The organism is Hirschia litorea (genome assembly GCF_042665075.1).
Taxonomy (GTDB): Bacteria; Pseudomonadota; Alphaproteobacteria; order Caulobacterales; family Hyphomonadaceae; genus Hirschia; species Hirschia litorea.
This window is the reverse complement of the sequence record NZ_JBHTBR010000002.1, coordinates 771,413-789,920: the sequence shown is the minus strand read 5'-3', so window position 1 is coordinate 789,920 and position 18,508 is coordinate 771,413. Positions and strand designations below refer to the sequence as shown.

The 18,508-nt window shown below is 45.0% G+C and carries 18 protein-coding genes; 13 read left to right on the top strand and 5 right to left on the bottom strand.

Features of this window, described 5'->3' with window-relative positions; all coding sequences use genetic code 11:
* Nucleotides 1-121 precede the first annotated feature (121 nt).
* The 3 genes from ACFQS8_RS03690 (at nt 122) to ACFQS8_RS03680 (ending at nt 3,970) form a co-directional block, all read left to right on the top strand.
* Nucleotides 122-2,593 carry a M1 family metallopeptidase gene (locus tag ACFQS8_RS03690; RefSeq protein WP_382165831.1) on the top strand — a complete coding sequence of 824 codons (2,472 nt, stop codon included), beginning with the start codon at nt 122-124 and terminating at the stop codon, nt 2,591-2,593.
* Nucleotides 2,590-3,180: a DUF6702 family protein gene (locus ACFQS8_RS03685; RefSeq protein ID WP_382165829.1), complete on the top strand. Its 591-nt coding sequence runs from the start codon at nt 2,590-2,592 to the stop codon at nt 3,178-3,180. The genes ACFQS8_RS03690 and ACFQS8_RS03685 overlap by 4 nt, the downstream gene beginning before the upstream one ends.
* 79 nt (nt 3,181-3,259) lie before the next feature.
* Nucleotides 3,260-3,970 (top strand): DUF599 domain-containing protein, encoded by a 711-nt coding sequence (locus tag ACFQS8_RS03680; protein WP_382165827.1) that lies wholly within the window; start codon nt 3,260-3,262, stop codon nt 3,968-3,970.
* Nucleotides 3,971-4,257: 287 nt separating this feature from the next.
* Here the strand turns inward: ACFQS8_RS03680 and ACFQS8_RS03675 are convergent, their stop codons facing one another.
* Entirely contained in the window at nt 4,258-5,715 is a 1,458-nt protein-coding gene (locus ACFQS8_RS03675) for a glycosyltransferase (protein WP_382165825.1), read from the bottom strand.
* A gap of 269 nt (nt 5,716-5,984) precedes the next feature.
* On the opposite strand from ACFQS8_RS03675, the gene ACFQS8_RS03670 reads away from it, so the two are divergent.
* From ACFQS8_RS03670 to ACFQS8_RS03645, 6 genes are all read left to right on the top strand, one after another.
* The gene (locus ACFQS8_RS03670) at nt 5,985-8,342 is read left to right on the top strand and encodes a putative bifunctional diguanylate cyclase/phosphodiesterase (protein WP_382165823.1); all 2,358 of its coding nucleotides are present in this window, start codon (nt 5,985-5,987) and stop codon (nt 8,340-8,342) included.
* Nucleotides 8,343-8,452: 110 nt separating this feature from the next.
* Nucleotides 8,453-10,663 carry an excinuclease ABC subunit UvrB gene (uvrB, locus tag ACFQS8_RS03665; protein WP_382165821.1) on the top strand — a complete coding sequence of 737 codons (2,211 nt, stop codon included), beginning with the start codon at nt 8,453-8,455 and terminating at the stop codon, nt 10,661-10,663.
* Between the two features lie 237 nt (nt 10,664-10,900).
* Nucleotides 10,901-11,710 (top strand): TIGR04255 family protein, encoded by an 810-nt coding sequence (locus tag ACFQS8_RS03660; protein ID WP_382165819.1) that lies wholly within the window; start codon nt 10,901-10,903, stop codon nt 11,708-11,710.
* A 3-nt stretch (nt 11,711-11,713) separates the two neighbouring features.
* Nucleotides 11,714-12,193: a hypothetical protein gene (locus ACFQS8_RS03655; RefSeq protein ID WP_382165818.1), complete on the top strand. Its 480-nt coding sequence runs from the start codon at nt 11,714-11,716 to the stop codon at nt 12,191-12,193.
* Entirely contained in the window at nt 12,168-12,620 is a 453-nt protein-coding gene (locus ACFQS8_RS03650) for a hypothetical protein (protein WP_382165816.1), read from the top strand. Before ACFQS8_RS03655 ends, ACFQS8_RS03650 begins: the two co-directional genes overlap by 26 nt.
* A 180-nt stretch (nt 12,621-12,800) precedes the next feature.
* Entirely contained in the window at nt 12,801-13,550 is a 750-nt protein-coding gene (locus tag ACFQS8_RS03645) for a hypothetical protein (protein WP_382165814.1), read from the top strand.
* Nucleotides 13,551-13,572: 22 nt separating this feature from the next.
* Here ACFQS8_RS03645 and ACFQS8_RS03640 read toward each other — a convergent pair whose 3' ends face one another.
* A complete protein-coding gene (locus ACFQS8_RS03640; protein ID WP_382165812.1) occupies nt 13,573-13,770 on the bottom strand; it encodes a hypothetical protein in 198 nt (65 codons plus the stop codon).
* A gap of 223 nt (nt 13,771-13,993) precedes the next feature.
* Between ACFQS8_RS03640 and ACFQS8_RS03635 the strand changes: the two genes are divergently transcribed.
* Nucleotides 13,994-14,467 carry a hypothetical protein gene (locus ACFQS8_RS03635; RefSeq protein ID WP_382165810.1) on the top strand — a complete coding sequence of 158 codons (474 nt, stop codon included), beginning with the start codon at nt 13,994-13,996 and terminating at the stop codon, nt 14,465-14,467.
* Nucleotides 14,468-14,674: 207 nt separating this feature from the next.
* Nucleotides 14,675-14,923 (top strand): DUF3297 family protein, encoded by a 249-nt coding sequence (locus ACFQS8_RS03630; RefSeq protein ID WP_382165808.1) that lies wholly within the window; start codon nt 14,675-14,677, stop codon nt 14,921-14,923.
* Nucleotides 14,924-15,010: 87 nt separating this feature from the next.
* Here ACFQS8_RS03630 and ACFQS8_RS03625 read toward each other — a convergent pair whose 3' ends face one another.
* The 3 genes from ACFQS8_RS03625 to ACFQS8_RS03615 all read right to left on the bottom strand — a co-directional run bounded on the left by ACFQS8_RS03625 (nt 15,011) and on the right by ACFQS8_RS03615 (nt 16,989).
* The gene (locus ACFQS8_RS03625) at nt 15,011-15,937 is read right to left on the bottom strand and encodes an acyl-homoserine-lactone synthase (protein ID WP_382165806.1); all 927 of its coding nucleotides are present in this window, start codon (nt 15,935-15,937) and stop codon (nt 15,011-15,013) included.
* Nucleotides 15,938-16,110: 173 nt separating this feature from the next.
* Nucleotides 16,111-16,602 carry a hypothetical protein gene (locus ACFQS8_RS03620; RefSeq protein WP_382165804.1) on the bottom strand — a complete coding sequence of 164 codons (492 nt, stop codon included), beginning with the start codon at nt 16,600-16,602 and terminating at the stop codon, nt 16,111-16,113.
* A gap of 168 nt (nt 16,603-16,770) precedes the next feature.
* Complete coding sequence (locus ACFQS8_RS03615; RefSeq protein ID WP_382165802.1) at nt 16,771-16,989, bottom strand: hypothetical protein; 219 nt, start codon at nt 16,987-16,989, stop codon at nt 16,771-16,773.
* Nucleotides 16,990-17,255: 266 nt separating this feature from the next.
* Between ACFQS8_RS03615 and moaB the strand changes: the two genes are divergently transcribed.
* Nucleotides 17,256-17,816, top strand: coding sequence for a molybdenum cofactor biosynthesis protein B (gene moaB, locus ACFQS8_RS03610; RefSeq protein WP_382165800.1), 561 nt, complete (start codon nt 17,256-17,258; stop codon nt 17,814-17,816).
* A gap of 2 nt (nt 17,817-17,818) precedes the next feature.
* Nucleotides 17,819-18,322, top strand: a complete 504-nt coding sequence (gene moaC, locus ACFQS8_RS03605; RefSeq protein ID WP_382165798.1) for a cyclic pyranopterin monophosphate synthase MoaC — start codon at nt 17,819-17,821, stop codon at nt 18,320-18,322.
* Nucleotides 18,323-18,508 lie beyond the last annotated feature (186 nt).

Genomic DNA, 18,508 nt, shown 5'->3' with positions numbered 1-18,508 from the left:
TTATAAATGCATCAATTTGGGAATAATGGCCCTCTATTTATAAGAATTGAGCAATTCACTCGCTTTTTAAAAAATATATTGTTACATAGATGCAATAATAAGTATCCGCACGGGGAAAATAATGAGAAAAATCGCGATTGTTATCGGATGTATAGCACTCTTTGGCACAGCGAACGCCCAAGGTATTCAACAAACTAAGGGTGATTTTGAAGATAAATTCCGACAATTAGATGAAGTTTTACCATCACCAAATGTGTATCGGAATGCGGCTGGAGAGCCAGGGCATGCGTACTGGCAACAAGAAGCTGATTATAATATTCGTGCTGAATTAGATGAAGAAGCAAGGCGTCTGATTGGTAAGGAAACCATAGCTTATACCAACAATTCTCCAGATACTTTGCGTTATCTCTGGCTTCAATTGGATCAGAACATTTTTAAACGCGATTCAATGAAAGAACTCTCTACTGATTTTGGAGGCATTGGTCGACGTGGACCTGCAGTTAGTGCAGGAGGTAGCGGTGAGCCTGCTAAATTGAGCCTTGGTGAAGTTGCTCGTCAGCAGGCTATGGTTGATCACGATTACGGTCACAATATTACTCGCGTTGCTGATTCCCGTGGCACAGCATTGCCTTACACTATTGTCGGCACTTTGATGCGTGTTGATTTACCTAAGCCACTGGCGTCTGGTAAGTCTTTCACATTCTCAATAGACTGGAACTTCCAGATAGTTGAAGAAAACATAGTGTCTGCCCGTGCCGGTTTTGAACACTTTCCAGATGATGAGCGAGAAGGAGGCAATGATTTATTCCTTCTAGCGCAATGGTTCCCGCGTATGGTCGCCTATTCTGATTATGAAGGATGGCACAATAAGGAATTTTTGGGTCGCGGAGAGTTTACGCTAGAGTTTGGCGATTATGATGTCCAACTTACTGTTCCAAATGACCACATTGTAGCCTCAACAGGCGTCTTGCAGAATGCGAGTGCGGTACTTACCGCTACCCAGCGTTCTCGTTTGAATGAAGCTAAAAATAAAACAGACTCTCCAATGTATATTGTTACACCGGAAGAGGCTTTGGAAAATGAAAAGTCTTTCCCAACAGGGAAAAAGACTTGGCGTTTTGTTGCTGATAATGTGCGCGATTTTTCTTGGGCATCGTCGCGTAAATTTATGTGGGATGCACAAGCTCACAAGCAACCAGGTGCTGAAAACGAAACTGTTATGGCTATGTCATTCTGGCCGAAAGAAGGTGGTGAGCTTTGGGAGAAGTACTCGACCGCTGCTATCGTGCATACTTTAGATGTGTATTCACGTTTTGCATTTGATTATCCATACCCCGTTGCGCAATCAGTGAACGGACCGGTAGGCGGGATGGAATACCCGATGATTACATTTAATGGCCCTCGTACAACTCTTCAAGACGATGGTTCACGTACATATACAATGTCCGAGAAGATATTCCTGATTGGTGTGGTAATACACGAAATTGGCCATATTTATTTCCCAATGACTGTAAACTCAGATGAGCGTCAATGGACTTGGATGGACGAGGGGCTCAATTCGTTCCTCGATTCCGTCGCGGGATATGAGTGGGATCCTGATATGCCGTGGACTCGCTCCCTAGCGCGCGATTTGACGAGTTATATGGAGTCTTCGAATCAAGTACCAATCATGACCCAGTCTGATTCTATTTTGAATCTTGGTTCTAATTCCTATGGTAAGCCTTCGGCTGCGTTGCACATTCTGCGTGACACAATTTTGGGGCGTGAGCGTTTTGATTTTGCGTTTAAAGAATATGCTCGCCGCTGGAAGTTTAAACGGCCGACGCCGTCAGACTTTTTCCGTACTATGGAGGAAGCGTCCGGAACTGACTTAGATTGGTTTTGGCGAGGTTGGTTCTACACAACAGACCATGTCGATATCTCGTTGGATAAAGTTTACAAACTTAAATTGGACACAGAAGATCCTGATATTGATTATGGGCGTTTGCGCCAAGAAAATGCTGATAAACCAAGTTTGGTTGGTGTTGACCTAAATAAAGCTTCGGGCATGAAAACTTGGGTAGATGAAAATCCAAATGTGCGTGATTTTTATGATGAAAACGATATCTACACAGTCACCAATAAAGAGCGTAATGCTTATAAGTCTTTCCTAGATGGTTTGGAGCCATGGGAACGTGAAGCTTTTGATCGCGCTGTTGAAGAAGATCAAAATTATTACGTATTAGAGTTTTCAAATATTGGTGGGTTGGTGATGCCGATCATACTTGGACTAGAGTTTACTGACGGTTCTACAGAGCGTGTGTATATTCCAGCAGAGATTTGGAGAAGGAATTCACGTAAAGTGCGTAAACTACTGACTTATCCAAAAGGTAAGCAGCTAGAGCAAGTGGTGGTTGATCCCAACTGGGAAACAGCAGATGTGGACGTCGAGAACAACTCATACCCACGCCAAATTGTACCTTCTCGTATAGAGGCATATAAATCTAAGCGAAGCTCCAGTCTGTCTGGTCGAGATATTATGCAAGATATCAAGACTGAGTTGAAGAAAGACGACGAGAAGAAAGAAAAAGCAGACACGGTGGCTGCTGAATGAAGATGAGACTTATGTCTTGTGCAGTATTGGCGTACCTTGTTCTACTAGGGCAAGGTATGTCACACGCGCACCCTCAAAAGGCTGCGATCGCGACGATTGAGCCAAATGCGCGGACAGGTGTGATTGAGATTGTCCATAGATTTTCACAACATGATGCTGAACATGCGGCGCACATGTTGGGACGGTCTGCAGAGTCGATTATCTCTGATCCCGAAGTTCAACAGGAATTCGCCCGCTATGTGATAAGTTCATTTAGTATTGAGACTTTGAATGGTGATGAAATTACTTTGGAAGAAGTGGGGTATGAATTTGATAGAGGGTATATCTGGGTATATCAAGAAGCACCACTTTTGAGCGAAGTCAAAGGCCTTACCGTTCGATATTCTGCGCTGCAAGATATTTGGCCGGACCAGACGAATACGGTAAATGTCAAGCTTGATGGCAACGTGAAGACCTTGTCTTTCACCGGACGAACACGTGTAAACAGTGTTTTGTTTGATGCCCCGTTGGATTTGGATCGAGAAGATCATGGGCATACGCACGAAACAAAGTCTCATAAGCATGGGCCAGATACACACACGCATTGATTAGTGATGCAGCTTAATATAGGCCGCTCGGTATGAGAGAATGTAAACCCTCTGAGTGAGGGGGAAGCGGTCAGTTCGTATGAGCCAGTTGAGCGAGTTTATGAGTATTTATGATGGTGCAGCATTGGTGTGGTTCTTGTTGGTATGGCGAGTGTTCGCATGGCTGACCGACCATAGTAAGTGGAAGACTGAGACTCTTTCTTTTGCTATGCATGAAGAACGTAGACGGTGGATGCGTATTATGGCCGAACGAGAAGTACGTATTCTCGATGGAAATATTATCTCAGGATTGCAGCAATCTACATCCTTCTTTGCATCCACCTCTCTATTGGCGATAGGTGGTGGTTTTGGTTTACTGACTGCCGCCGAAGATTTTCATGTCGCTCTTGAGCAATCGATACTTCATATATCACCAACGCCAGAGATGTTTTATCTCAAAATAATAGTGCTGATGTGTATGTATGCTTACGCATTTTTTAAGTTCGGTTGGTCGTACCGACTATTCAATTATTGCGCAGTTATGATGGCGGCTACGCCTGAGCTAGGGCAACCTAAGTCAATAGAAAATGCTGAAGCTGCAGGCGATATGAATATCGAGGCGAGTAAGCAGTTTAATTATGGTTTGCGTAGCTTCTTTATGGCTATGCCAGTTCTTGCTTGGTTTGTATCGCCGCTGGCTTTTGCAATTTCCGCAACGCTCGTTGTGCTTGCGCTTGCGCATAGGCAATTTTTCTCAGAGCCACGTAGAATTGCGAGGCGGCTATTGGATATCAACGTAAACTTGGATTGATATTTACCCAAAGCGGCCAAAGGGCGATTTGTCTGGTCCAGTTTCGACGCCGAACTGATTGAATAAATGGGCGACAAAAAGTAATCCGATTACCACTGATAAAAGTGCAAGGAAACGCCAAGGGATCATTCGCGGTTCGGGGTTGTCGTGAGGGCGATGCGCACGATCAAAACAAATGAATGCGCTTAGGCCAGATAGAAGTATGCCAGATATTGTGAGCGCAAAGTGTAAGATCATTATTTGTACTTTATAACGGGGGTAATCTTAACCCTAGCAAGATTACGCTTTTATGGAGTCAAATTGGCAAGTTCTATTTTAGAGACTCCATGTGGCGTTTTTGACCAAGAATGTGGGCATGACTTTAATTCCCAGATTGCTTTGAAAAAAGCAAGGCTCATTAAGGGCCAGTATAAAGGGGTTGTGAGTAAAGTCAGCTTGCGATCCTTCCATGCTTTAGACGGAATAGCCGTTAAAGCTACACTTATATAGCTAGATAAAATCAACAAATTTTGAGGTTGACCAATATCAATGTTTCCCAAAAAGATATTGGAAAGCAGATAAATGAGGAAGGGGCCGTGAATACCAGCTGCAAATATGGCAGAGATAAAGGTTATTGTAATGCCCAAACACTTCCATAAACCAAGAGCTCTGATGGCTTGGGTAGGAAATCGAGTAAGTACCATTAAGGTTTGAATGTGGCCTTTAATCCATCGTGTTCTTTGGGGGAGCCATTGAGAAAACCTTACGGGTGCTTCTTCTAGAGTTGGTAGACTAATCATTTGCGCTTTGTAGCCATTCCTAGCTAGCCTAAAGCCAAGGTCGGCATCCTCAGTCACATTGTATTCATCCCAGGCACCGACGTTTTGCAGAATTCTCCTGTCGAAATGGTTTGAAGTTCCGCCTAGTGGCATGGGCCAGCCTAGTTTGGCTATTGCAGGTAACCAAACGTCAAAATGAATAGCGTATTCTAAATCAAACTGGGCGGCGATCCAGCTTTCATTTCCATTGTATGCATGCAATGGGGCCTGAACAACCGCCAGATTTTTGTCATTTTGAGCATATTGGTGTGCGACTTCCAGTAATTGGTAAGGATGGGGCGTATCTTCAGCATCGAATACAGAAACGATGTCACCAGTTGCATATTGCAAACCATAATTGAGCGCTTTGGGCTTAGTTTTAGGCCCGGTGTCCGGTGCAATTAGTATTTTGAAATTAGTGTTTCTTATGGCTTTCTGAACAGCCAATTGAGTTGGGGAATCGTCGGGTTCAAGAAGATAGAACACTTCAAGTTTATCCAATGGATAATTGAGTGCCTTCATTGCTTCCACAGAAGATTGAGCGACCGCCTCCTCCTTATAGAGAGGAATTAGAAGTGTAAATTTGGGTAAGTTGGGCGGGAGCCTTGAGTCTGTATGGAGAGTTGTGGGAGGGCTAATTATCGCAATAATTGCAGCAAACAATCGAAATAATATTTGGCAAAATACTATGATTGAAACCCCAATTACAAAAGTAGATAGTGGGAGTAGATTTTGAGCAATACAGGCAGAAATAAGGATAACGCATAATAGGAGTGCTAATTTCTGCGTGCGCCATAAACCTGAACGAATGCTATGTTCTCGTGGGGTGGAGAATAGATTGGTTGTTTTGCCTTGAAAATTTTTTGGAGGCTGGAAAGACGCTGAAGTGCTCGATGTTGGATGAGGGAAATTAACCTCATCGAGTTTATCTGAGATGTCTATACTCACTTTGGCCCCAACCTGTGATATGTATGGTCGCACTACTAATTAGATGTGTTCAGCTAATTGCTTGAAACGTGAAATATATTTTTAACTGTGCCAACTAGATTCACCCGCAAGGGTTGAGGTTGTGCATGGTTTCCCTAATTCGGGGAGCTGATCTTCAAAATCAAAATGGTTAAAGATGGCATTGAAAATTGATGGGATACTTAATCATATCTCCAACAGTCTTTGCTAAGTTGGGCCCGTGAGAGTGAGTAGTATCGAGCGGGCGGGTAATGAAACGTTTTAGTTTTAGATCTTTTTTTCTGGGTCAGATCGAGATTCCCAAAGAGAAGGAAGCTTGGCTTCGGGCAGAGCAACACTCAGCATTTTTGGATATGGCGCCGATTGCTGGCTTTGGTTTAACGGCTACGGGCTTGTTCTTATCTATTCTACACAGGAATGATGGACTTGGCCCCATTATGTTCACATGGTCATATTCCGGTGCGGTACTGGCCTATGTAATGATTAGAGCTTGGCTGAAGAGCCGCGATAGAGATACAAAAAATCCTTCATCCGTTGTGCCTGCTCAGAAAATTGCTGTTTGGTCAGGTGGTGTGGGTACTGTTTGGGGATTGCTCGTCGCTTTGATGATGATGACGGGGTATGTCAACCTTGCTTTGGTTGGAGCGGTGGCTGTTGGTATGCTTGGCATGGGAGCATTTGTTCTTTCCGTTATTCCCATTGCGGCTTTAGCTTTTATGAGTGCGATATTAGTTGGATTTACCGTGGGCGCGTCACTAACTGGTGAGGTAAATTTTTTAATTAGCCTTCCAATATTCTTTATTTTTGTAGTCGTGATGCAACGCTATGCGGCCTGGACGTTCACAAACTTTATTACCCAGCGGTTGGACAGAGATGCTGTCGCGGAATCTAGTGAAGTTATCTCCCTTTTACTGCACGATTTTGAAACTCAATCATCAGATTGGTTGTGGGAAACTGACAATGAACTGCGTTTGAACCGCGTTTCGAAACGCTTTGCCGAAGCTGTCTGTCGGCCGGCAGAAGTTTTGAATTCTGAACCATTCCTACAGTTCTTTGAAGAAGAAGCAGCAGAAAGATTAGAAGAGCTACTTTCAAATCATCGTTCTTTCCGAGACCAAGTTGTTCCGGTGAGAGTTGATGGAGAGCAATGTTGGTGGTCGATAAGTGCTTCGCCACGTATTGATGTGGACGGTAAATTTTTAGGCTATCGGGGTGTATGTTCCGATGTAACCCAAGAGCGGGCAGCTGAAACAAAAATAGCTTATATGGCGCATTTCGATGCACTTACAGGAGTACACAATCGCGCGCACTTCAACTCTGTACTGGAAACGGCTGTAGAGCGGATGGCAGAGACGAATGCTTCGTTTGCTTTGCATTGTATTGATCTAGATAATTTTAAAACGGTAAACGACACAATGGGGCATCCAGCTGGTGATGCCTTGCTTAAGATCGTTGCTTCTAGATTGAGTATGAGCGTATCTGATGGAGATATTGTTGGGCGATTGGGGGGAGACGAATTTGTTGTTCTACAAATGGATTGTCCAGATTTAGAGAGCGCTCAATTGGTGTCAGACATGATTACTGATGCTCTATTGGAGCCTATAACAATTGAAAATTCGACTTTACCGGTTTCTGGAAGTGTCGGATCCGCATTTGCCCCGCTCCATGGTGGGAGTTCTAAGCAGATTATGCAGCATGCTGATCTGGCGCTATACGCTGCCAAATTGGATGGCCGTGGCTGTAATCGCATGTTTGAGCCATATATGGATGAAGAAGCCCGTCGGCGGACTCAGTTGGAGGTAGATTTGCGACGTGCATTTCAAGAAAACGAGCTTGAAATGTATTATCAACCATTGATGGAAGTAAAAACGGGTAAAATTAAAGGCTATGAAAGTTTGCTGCGATGGCGTCGAGGAGAAAATGACGTTTTGTTGCCTGCTGAGTTTATTGAAATAGCTGAAGACACTGGTCTAATTGTGCCTCTTGGCGAGTGGATTATCCGTACTGCGATAGCGGAAGCGGCGACCTGGCCGGACCATATTACAGTAGCTATCAATTTATCTCCAACGCAGATGAAAAACCCTTCGCTTATTTCAACAGTGATAAATGCATTGGCTACCAATGCATTAGATCCCGCTCGTGTGGAGTTTGAGATTACCGAATCGGTATTGCTCGAGGAGTCTGAGATTAATATCAAAACCTTGCACGTGTTACGTGACTTGGGTGTTAAAATCGCACTAGACGATTTTGGAACTGGGTTTTCGTCTCTCAATTACCTTCGTGCCTTCCCATTTGATAAAATTAAGATTGATAAGTGTTTTGTCACAGAGCTTGAAACGCGCGCAGATTGCCGAGCCATCATTCGAGCCGTTATGTGTCTTGCTAATGATCTAGGGATGCGTACGACTGCTGAGGGGATAGAAAACCAAAATCAAATTAATATTCTCAAAGCGCAAGGCTGTGATGAGATGCAAGGGTTTCTATTTTCTCGACCAATTTCCGGGAAGTTATTACCGCGAAAAGATGAGACAGCTCAAAATCGTTCGACAGTTCCTGATGAATTGCACGAAAAAGGTCGCATTCATCTGCTGGAAGATAGAGCGGCGTAAGCCAGCGATACTATCTTTACTGAAGTTTGATTTTAGCTGCTGACAGTTTTTTGTAGCTTCTTGTTGTTTGTGGGGTTCACCAGAGCCACATTGCGCATCATATTACGATAATGAGCAAGACACCTAAATCTTTATCCGAAGCACCCGCGTCTGCATTTTTGTATGAAGGCGCTGAGGAGTTAGTACATCCATCAATTTGGAAACCTCACCGCCCAGAGCGGCAGTGGGAAAAATCCGAAGGTGGTAAGCTTTTCGAGCTTGTTTCTGATTATGAGCCGGCTGGAGATCAACCCGAAGCGATTAAAGAACTTGTGACTGGTGTTGAGGCAGCTGATAAAGATCAGGTGCTCTTAGGTGTAACCGGTTCCGGTAAGACGTATACAATGGCGCAGGTGATTGAACGCACACAGCGGCCGGCACTGATACTCGCACACAATAAAACACTCGCTGCGCAGCTTTACGCAGAGTTTAAGAGCTTTTTTCCAAATAATTCGGTGGAGTATTTCGTATCTTACTATGACTATTACATGCCAGAAGCTTATGTGCCTCGGACGGATACGTATATCGAGAAAGAAAGCTCAATCAATGAAGCGATAGATCGTATGCGACATGCGGCGACGCGGGCTGTGTTGGAGCGTGATGATGTGATTATCGTTGCGTCGGTGTCGTGTATTTACGGTATCGGGTCGGTGGAAACTTACTCTGCGATGACCTTTGTGCTTGAAGAAGGGCAGATCAAGGACCCGCGAGACATAGCGCAGGATTTGGTGGCGCTGCAATACACACGCAATGATGTGGCGTTTGGGCGGGGGACATTTCGTATCAAAGGGGATGTGCTTGATATCTGGCCTGCGCACCAGGAGGATAGGGCTTGGAAAATCAGCTTTTTCGGCGATGAGATTGAAACGATTGTAGAGTTCGATCCGCTGACGGGTAAAAAATCCAAACCACTGGGCAAAATCAAAGTCTATGCGAACTCCCACCATGTGACACCTCGGCCAACTTTGAATCAGGCTGTTAAGCACATCAAGGAGGAAATGAAGCAGACCGTAGCGCGGTTTGAAGCTGAGGGTAAATTGCTCGAAGCGCAGCGGATTCAGCAGCGTACAGAGTTCGATATGGAAATGATGGTGGCGACGGGTTCGTGTGCCGGCATTGAAAATTATTCGCGCTATCTTTCTGGCCGTAAACCGGGGGAGCCGCCGCCGACATTTTTCGAGTATCTACCAGATAATGCGCTGGTTTTCGTCGATGAGAGCCACCAGACCATTCCCCAGATTGGGGCGATGTATAAGGGCGACCGTAGCCGGAAAAACACGCTTGCCGAATTTGGTTTTCGCTTGCCCAGCTGTATGGATAACCGCCCGCTCAAATTTGAGGAATGGGAGGCGATGCGGCCCCAGACCATTCATGTGTCTGCGACCCCCGGTAAATGGGAATTGGAACAGACGGACGGTATTTTTACCGAGCAAATTATCCGCCCGACAGGCTTGATTGATCCGCCCGTGGAAGTGCGTCCCGTGTCCAAGGACGGCGCCAATCAGGTCGATGATGTGATCGCTGAGGTGAAAAACACAACCCAACGTGGATTTAGAAGTTTGGTGACGACACTTACAAAGAAGATGTCTGAAGACCTCACAGATTATATGCACGAGCAGGGCATTAAGGTGCGCTATATGCACTCGGACATCGACACGGTGGAGCGCATAGAAATCATCCGCGATCTGCGCCTTGGCGTGTTTGATTGCCTGATAGGTATAAACCTATTGCGAGAGGGGTTGGATATCCCTGAATGTGCTTTTGTTGGAATTTTGGATGCGGACAAGGAAGGATTCTTGCGCTCTGAAACGGCTCTCGTGCAGACGATTGGGCGCGCTGCGCGTAATTCCGAGGCGCGGGTTGTCCTTTATGCTGACCGCGTCACCGGCTCTATGGAGCGCGCCATGAGTGAGACGACACGTCGGCGTGATATACAGCATGCACATAATGAGAAACACGGCATAACGCCAAAATCTGTTATGCGCGCCGTTGAGGATATTATGTCCGATATTGGCGGCAAGAAAGATGCGACTTCTGACATTCTGCCCCAAGGGCGCGATCCAAATAAACGCAGCGCAACACGCGGTGTGCAAGAAAGCAAAGCCGGCGTGGCCAATTATGCCGTGGGCGGCAAAGGCCATAATCTGGCGGCCGTCATCGAGTCGCTGGAAAAAGAAATGCGCGAAGCCGCCGCCAATCTCGAATTTGAAACCGCCGCCCGCCTGCGCGATGAGGTGAAGAAATTACGGGAACAAGAACTAGGAATTAGTCTGGGGGACTAATTCCTGTTCTCAGTTGCGTTGGGGATTAGTTTTTAGGGGTGTAATTTCATTTTGAATGAGTTTGGGATTGTTAGTTTAAATAGTAACGTGATTTGGCCAATTGATGTGTACTACGATCAAGGAGGCGTTAAGGTAAACCAAAACTCTTTACAGGTTTTGCGTTAGTTTATCCTATTCAACCTAGAGATAAGATAATATAATCACGATTCTAAAGTATTGAAGATTGTGCAAACCAACATGATAAACAAACGTCCGAACGGACTTCCTGACTTTTTGAGACCACCTCTAAATGAGGTTGTTGTTGGAGTTCAATATGAGCCAGTTCCATCTTATCGAGGAATTGATGCTTTTAAGGTCTGGAATATCTTTAAAGAAGAATATCCAGAGGTTCAGGAAAAGCCTGAGTTACCTCCTTCTTTTGAAACATTTGGTAAACCTGAAAATGCAGCGTTTAAATTCCAGTTTGGAAACAAGCACCCTCAGCCGAGATATTGGTTTGTTGGAAAGAATGAAAACGATTTGCTTCAGTATCAGTCTGACCGTCTGATCCATAATTGGAGAAAGATCGAGCATAAAGATACAGAGTATCCTAGATTTGAATATATGATAGAAAAATATTCTAATGAATTGAAATTGTTAGATAATTTTTACATGAGTGAGTATGGTGCTCCGATGTACTATACGCAAGCTGATATCACTTATATTAATCACATTTCATTAAAAAATGACGATGGATTTACAGCACCTTCTGATTGGGTAAATATTCTTCCGTCTCAAAGATGGGAGTATGACGATATTAGTTTGTCCTTGAACCGAATTCTTAGAAGTGGAAATGAAGAACCTTTCGGGCGAATCGTGATCGATGTTAATTCTGGGTTCAAGGATAAAGAGCGAATGCTAATATTGAACTTATCTGTACGTGGGGCTCCAAAATCACCTACTAAAGATGGAGTTTTAGAGTTTATCCAGATTGGAAGATCAGAAATCGTTAAAACATTTGCTGATATTACAAATAGTAGTGCTCATGAAATTTGGGGGAAGGTTTAGAGTATGAGTTTTTCAGAAATCGATGGAATAAGCGCCGAAAAAGGTGATAATATTTTCTCTTCATCAGCTTTTTCAGGCAGAGTTGTGAACTCCGTCAAAGGAGAATGGATGGCTGAAAGTGAAAATAAATTAGAGCGCTTGATTAATTTGCAAAATGGATGGGATGGAGGAACTGCTCGTAGTGTTTCGTTCCGAAATGCTAATTTTGCTATGAATGTTCTTGGAGCTGTGTGTGATAAAGGATCACCTGCTCCTCAGTTTGTACCAGGAACAAATGGAGATTTGCAGATAGAGTGGCATCTTGTTGGAGGCTCTATTGAATTACACATATTGAAGCCCAATCTCGTAAAAGCTTGGTACGAAGTAAATAATTCAGATGACGAAGAAGGCGAGCAAGATTTAACTAATAATTTTGCGATCGTCTCCGATTGGTTGAAAAAGATACTGGGAGCTCAGGGTGCCGCCGACAGAAATGCCGCTTAAAGATGGTGATGGGCGGATTATTCCTCACGATCATCCTGAGATAGCAGATTGTCAAAATGTTATAAGGCGCGTTCCTGAGCAATGGAAAGTGCAGCGAGCAGATGGCACCTACCGATTGTCTTCTATGGCTTTCAAGTCTTCAACAGATGAAATGTCCGTTGATTTAGAGTGGTGGTTAAAAGAAGATGGAATTGACCCTGAAAGTTTTGTAATCACTCCTCGGTGGATTGCTGCAATTCTTTGGCGAGTTCAAGAAGTAAGGGATTTAGATTTTAAAGTAGGGTATGATCCTATAGCGGGTGGAAGTAACGAAAATGTATACCATGGCGAGGTTTGGGGGAGGTCCAGCAAGAGCAAGCAGAATGCTTTGTGTAATTTATCGGTATGGCTGGTAAAAATGCCTGATGTTGATTTAGCATTAAAATAAAGGTTGCTTCTAAGGTTCCCCTTGTGAGGCTTTGCCCGCTAGGCGGGTATTTTGATAAGGGATAACTGAGCGCCTTTGAACACGCTTATTGTGCTGGGTCCCCTCTGCACGGGGAAAACGGAGAAGGGGTGACAAGCAAAACTTATCCCACACCTGCCCAAGTCTCATATACTGCAATGTATGAGCTATTATTCACAACTGACATCTGAAGAGAAACACTGGCTGCTGGAGCATGCGCGGGAGCGCTATGTTGCGGGAGAAACGCTGGATCAATTAGTGGCGAGTTTGCCAGTATCGAAGGCGACCTTGTATCGCGCGCAAGTGGAGCAAGGGTGGCGGCGCAAAGACCAAGAAGCGCTGGCGGCTGGGGCTGATCCGCTACCTAAACCTGATTGGCTATTGAAATATGAGAGTGAGCTGGTGCGTGTGCCGCATGGGATGGATCGCGCCTATGTGAACCGACCTGATCGCTTGAGCGAGCTGAAGGAACAAGCCGAAGCTTTGCCGGAGAGCCTTGATATCACCGATATGGCGCAAGCCGCGAAAAAGGCGGGAGAATTGGCTGCGCGCTATCAATTGATTGGAGAGGTGAAAATGGCCGATGCGCAGGCGCGTCTGGCGGAGCGTTTTGTGCGGCTGGCTGAGGGCATGGAGGGGCTAGTTGAGCCTGTGCAAGATGAGGCTGAACCCGTGGTCGAGGGTGAGAGTGTGGAGAGTATGCGGCAATTCTTGTTCAACCGCTTAGAGGAGGTGGTTGGGGTTGAATATATGAGAGCTTTTTATGCGGAATATGTGCTGACCAATGAGGGTGAGGATTTATCTGATGAGGCCATTAAAAGGGTGGAGGAAGCTGTTCAAGGCATTGAGAGAAAGACAAGCGATGAAGAGAGCGAGCACGCGCCAGATGCATACACTGGCGCGCCTCGATAAGGGGATATCGTGAATTAAGTCGCTATGCAGCGGGTTTGAGGTCTCGCACCATTTTGACGAGTTGAGTCATGAGACCGCGTGCTGCGACGCCGGGGGGCGTGCGACCGATTTCTCGCGAGAGTGTGCGCGAGAGGTAGCGGACTGTGATCGTGGGGCCGTCAAGCGTGTAGTCACCGCGATAGGTGCGGCCGTCTAGGTCGATCTGCGTAGGTATAGCCATAGTAATCTCCCTTCTAACTGTTTGAGGTATGCGTCCTGCATATGTGGCAAGGGCGCAGGGGGAGAGTAGCAAAATTCTGCAGCAAGGTGAAGTTTACAAGTATTAAGAATGTTTATTCCCCTCATAATGGGCAAAACACCCCATGCACATGATGTTGGCCCGATAAATGCACGTGTCTGGTTAGAAGCGTCAATCCAGACGCCCAAGTTTAAGGGGCCACACTATGAAACGTACAATTATCATTCTCTCATTACTCGCTGTAATGTTTTACATTCCTTTCTTAATGCCAGAGACGATGAGTTCAGCTGATGCGAACATAAAACCGTCCATCGCTGCGGATGTACCTGAGGTTAAAGTATCTACGAGTGCTAAAAAGGGACAAGTATGGACGCTAGCAGGCGAAGGCGTCACCAATAGCTATTTCATCGTCGCCAAGGTTGAGCGCTCTAATGGTGCGATCATTGTGCACGGGTATGTTGAAGGGTTAGTCACGCACGCCAATAATGGGCAGACTTATGTGTCTGATATGCCGCTAATGACATTATCTTTGGGTGCGTTTAACCGCAGCGTCGTGCAGCTTGTGGGGCAGAAGGATGTACGTGCGAACTTTGATGAAGCGCATGATGTGTGGACGGCTATGGGCGCACCTGTTTCGTCTGCAACGATTGCAGAGATTACGAGCCGTACTTTCTCATAGGTTTTGACTGTCTCTAGTTGGAGGTTTTGAATTTGCGTGAGGTGCGCAGTGATGCAGATACGCAGATAAAAAGTTGAAATGGGTGGGTGAAAGCTTGCCAGAGACGCGAAAAAAGGACAGACAGCAAAAGCCCAGTCGGGATGTTGAATAGTTGAGATTTTGCGGTGGCCCGTAGAGGTCTCAACGTCCAGATATGAGAATTTTGCTATGACTGATACACCACCGGACCGCCTGTCTTTGGACCCAAACTCTGAATATTTCGATGCTGAGATTATTCAACGTAATGTGGGGATACGTTTCAAAGGTGTTGAAAAGAACAATGTCGAAGAATATTGCGTATCAGAAAGCTGGATCAAAGTAACAATTCCAAACACGCGTGATCGCAAAGGCCGCCCGATGCAAATGAAGTTGCAGGGGGAAGTTGTCCCATTCTTTCAAGAGACTGATGCTGAATAGATTAAGAACTCAGCATTTATAGAGATTTTAAAGAGCTATGAGAGTCTCCTCATAGCTCTTTTTTGTGTGATTAGTTTAGGCGGTCCGCTAAGCGCTTTTCATGATATCAGTTTCAGTATGTTGGCTATCATTGGCTTGGAGTTGAGGGCGTTTCACTGCTTGATATGACGACACTGCTTCAGCGTGAAGTTTTTCGTGTAAAATGTCATTAAACGCGTGAATCAAAGCAATGGCTGAGGCCGGGTCAGATACCGCACGTTGTGCCATTTCATTCGCCAGTGATTGAACAATAGCTTGCGCATTTGTTTTTTTCATTAGCTGCATCTGCGCAGCTGCCAGTTCTTGTGCTGCTTCGTTCTCAATTTGGTCGGGGCTAAGGTAGAATGGCTTGGGCTTAATTTCGAAAAGTTGTTTTTCTAAGATACCTGTCGCGTTACGCGCGCGGGCAAGGGCTGTCGGCCCAACATCAAGAAGGAATGCTTGCGCTACCCCTTTGCCGTTATCGTATTGCATTGGAGGGCCAATAGGTTTGTGGCGCATATCGACACGCGCCATGCGTTCAATAAAGGTAGGGTCGCAAACTGTTGTGAGGTGAGTTATTCCGCGAGAAACAGCAAACTCTTGTACAGCAATGATTGTTTCGCGGGCTATTTGAATTGCGCGCGTGTAGTCGCGAGACCTACGATAGCGTGCCGCTATGATCCAGCGCGTTAAATCCCAAGTTTCCTCGTTTCGAGGGGCGTCACCTTCAACATAATGCGATAGTTTATCTGAAAGTAGGTTAGGTCCAATTGAAGGATTTAACCTGTAAGCGGAAGCAACGCGGCCACAAGAATCAAGATTGAGAAGATAGACAACGTCGCCATCGTCAAATTCATCTGTTTCACGGCCATTTACACTTTCTAGGGCGTCCCATCCATGAGCTTCTATAAAGTATTCATGTCTCATCTGAAACATTTCATCTAGTTGCGGGCCATAGAGATGTTGATTTTCACCTGTCACAACGTGAATCATTTAGGGGCCTCCTTAAGGGTTAAACTAAATCAACCCTAAGGTGTAAATATCTTTAATCAACCATAAATAATACTATGGGTTGTATTTTCTTGCGTGGTAGTAAAAAGAAGGCACAAAAAACGCACATGCCGTGAGGATGTGCGTTTGTTAAAGTCTGAGAGTTGTATTTTTTTCTAGCTTTGTCTTGCGATCGTTTGCGCAAGTTTGTTGGAGATAACCCCAAAGGCCTGCTTTGCATCCGTCCAAGTACTGCCATATTGGGCGTCTCGGATGGAGTGCGAGAAACGATTTACGGAAGTTTCCGCTATAATTTCGTCATTCATGCCGTATGCCACACTAGAAATCTTAGCGCCGCCGATGGAGACACTTCTAAATTGATCAAGTCCAGGTTTTTCGTTGGCTTGTTCGCGGGTCGGATGGTTGGGGCTGATCTTTTCGATGGTAAATTCTATTCGAGAGATCTGTAGATTGTTTTTCGCAACTGCCTTCGTAGCTTTGGCGCGGAGGTGTTTTTCGAGAATTGGTTGTTCACGCTCTCCATATTCTTCAGAAAATTTCTTCTGTGCATCGTCGGAATATTTAATATCAACGATTTGAGCAAAAGCAGGGGGCACAAACGTGCTGATTGAAAGGGCACATAATGTTGAAAGGAGTAAATTGCGCATTGTCTTCTTCCTTCTTTATTGAGCGTTCAGGTGCTTTTTAAAGAAGTATGCGCCCAAGCGTGGCATTTGTGAAGAATGAGAGAAGTTTACGCGATCAAGAGATCGTGAAGTAGCGTAAAAAAAGGCCCGTGAGGGCCTTGTTGTGTTCTAATTAGAAAAACAGAAGACTTAGTCTTTCTTTTTTTCTTTTCTTTCTTTTTTCCAGTCTTTTTTCATTTGTTCTTCGTCAGAAGTCGTCACTTGATCAATAGCAGCGCCAGCAACAACGAAAGGGGCTTTTACGGTGCCTTCAACAACATTTCCAGCAACGCCTATTGCTGTTGAAATACATCCACCTAAGCCCAAAGTTAGTGCGCATGTAGATGCGAGAGCGATTTTGCGTTTCATGTTGGAGGCTCCATTATAGATATTGCCCACATTAAATGCATGATGTGGTTAATAATACTAGAATAGCAGATGAATTGATTGAAATATTTGCAGTTTAAACTGCCGAAGCTGTCACATACACAGTTTTTTTGATCTCAAGCTATTAGCTGAGGGAAGACTGTGTGATTTAGTGTTGGTTGAATCTAGAAAATGATAAGTGAGAAAAAGCAGTTTTTACACAATCACTTTTAGCTATTTAACTTAGTTTGCGCCTAAAGGAACATTGTATGAGCAAGACTCCAGAAATTCCAGCGCCGGGTGGCCGCATCGTAGAAGATCGTGCGTTCAAAGCGGTCAATATAGCGGTTCTTACGGTGTCAGATACGCGAACCGAAGAAAATGATACTTCAGGTCACATTTTAGCTGAACGCGTTAAATCGGCGGGCCATAATTTGGTGGCTAAGGAGATAGTTACCGATAATCAAACCATAATTGAACACATTGTAGGGGACTGGATTAGAGACCCTAATATAGATGTTGTTCTTACGACTGGGGGCACGGGTCTGACGGGGCGAGATGTGACGCCTGAAGCAATTCGCCCGCTCTTTGAAAAAGAAATTGATGGTTTCAACACTATTTGGCATCTGGTCAGCTATCAAAGCGTTGGTTTGTCTACTCTGCAATCTCGAGCATGTGCGGGTGTCGCTAACGCCACTTTCATCTTCGCGCTTCCAGGGTCGAATGGCGCGTGTAAGGATGGGTGGGATAAGATTATTCGTTGGCAATTGGATAGCAGGCACGCACCTTGTAATATGGTTGAGCTAATGCCTCGTTTGCTAGAGAAATAATAATGACTGGCAGCAATGATAAAGACGGTGGTTCGCTCACCCATATAGATTCGGATGGTCGTGCCTTTATGGTCGATGTATCGGGCAAAGGTATTTCGCGCCGTCGTGCGTTGGCCTCTGGACGCGTTAATATGTCCGATGAAGCTTTTAAAGCTGCTATGTCTGGAAATGGGAAAAAGGGCAATGTTGTATCGACTGCTGAGATTTCAGGTATCATGGCGGCGAAAAAAACATCTGATTTAATTCCGATGTGTCATCCACTGCCTATATCAAAGGTCAGTGTTAAAATTGATCCTTTGGATGAAGGAAATGGATTGAATGTCGTTGCGGAAGTTGTGACAACAGGACAGACAGGGGTGGAAATGGAAGCGCTGACGGCTGTAAGTGTCGCGTGCCTTACACTCTATGATATGCTTAAAGCCGTAGATAAATCGATGACTTTGTCTGACATCAAACTGATAGAGAAATCCGGTGGCGTCTCCGGTGATTACAAATTGAAACTTTAGGTGGAACGTTTGCGGCGATGAGAATCATTAAGACGGATATGTTTTCGTCTGGTGCTGTTTGGTCCGTTTTTTTTGTAAATTTTAGTGGAACCTATTTGAATCAACGGCGTTTAGGTGGTGTAAGTGATACAAAAAGTTGATGTTTTTTTCTCTTTTATGGGGAAATGAGGCGAAATGTAGTCTTCT